1 protein-coding gene and 1 pseudogene are annotated in these 618 nt (G+C 40.1%); both read right to left on the reverse strand.

Features of this window, described 5'->3' with window-relative positions:
• Positions 1-107: 107 nt before the first annotated feature.
• The gene (locus PVV69_RS09960) at positions 108-314 is read right to left on the reverse strand and encodes a hypothetical protein (RefSeq protein ID WP_273721240.1); all 207 of its coding nucleotides are present in this window, start codon (positions 312-314) and stop codon (positions 108-110) included.
• A gap of 124 nt (positions 315-438) precedes the next feature.
• Positions 439-618, reverse strand: a pseudogene (locus tag PVV69_RS09965) (exonuclease); the annotation flags it as partial.

Consider the following 618-nt stretch of genomic DNA (forward strand, 5'->3'; position numbering starts at 1 on the left):
ATTCTAATACGTTTCCCATGACCAATGCGTACATACCATATGATTTTGCCATGGCGTGTGATTTCTTTGAGAAGATAAGGAGGGCGTGGTTTTGGCATGGTGACAGCCTATAAGACGATATCATAATCAGCAGGTGACAAATTCCATGATTTGTCAGAATGATTAGTTGCATTTGGCAATGGGATATCGGATTTAAGATAGATAAGTAATTCCCCAGTAGGTTTGATTTCTATGAGTTCGCACCCTTGCTTTTTAGCTTCTCTTAAAGCACGTGCAATGGCTGGTTGTGTTATGGTAGCTGGACGAGGCGCCATATATTTCTCCTTACATTTAAGATGCAATTTATCCGTGTCGTGAATCACGAATTGATTGAAATTTGTTATGAAAGGGGCGGGGGTGCTAGGAGGCATACAATGAACAAAGCACCCCCATAAGCGATTAGGCGGCTTTTGTTGAGATTCTTTGGATCTCTTGTTCTATTTCAGTTAAAAAGCTTTCAACCGCTTGATTGATTTGTTCAATTTGTTTGTCATCACGGTGGATGCGTTTGATTTTCATACGAAAGAGAGATGAATTGCCCGTAAAACGTGGGTCATAACTGATAAAATCACACCATTT

The organism is Bartonella sp. MM73XJBT, from assembly GCF_028618465.1.
GTDB lineage: Bacteria > Pseudomonadota > Alphaproteobacteria > Rhizobiales > Rhizobiaceae > Bartonella.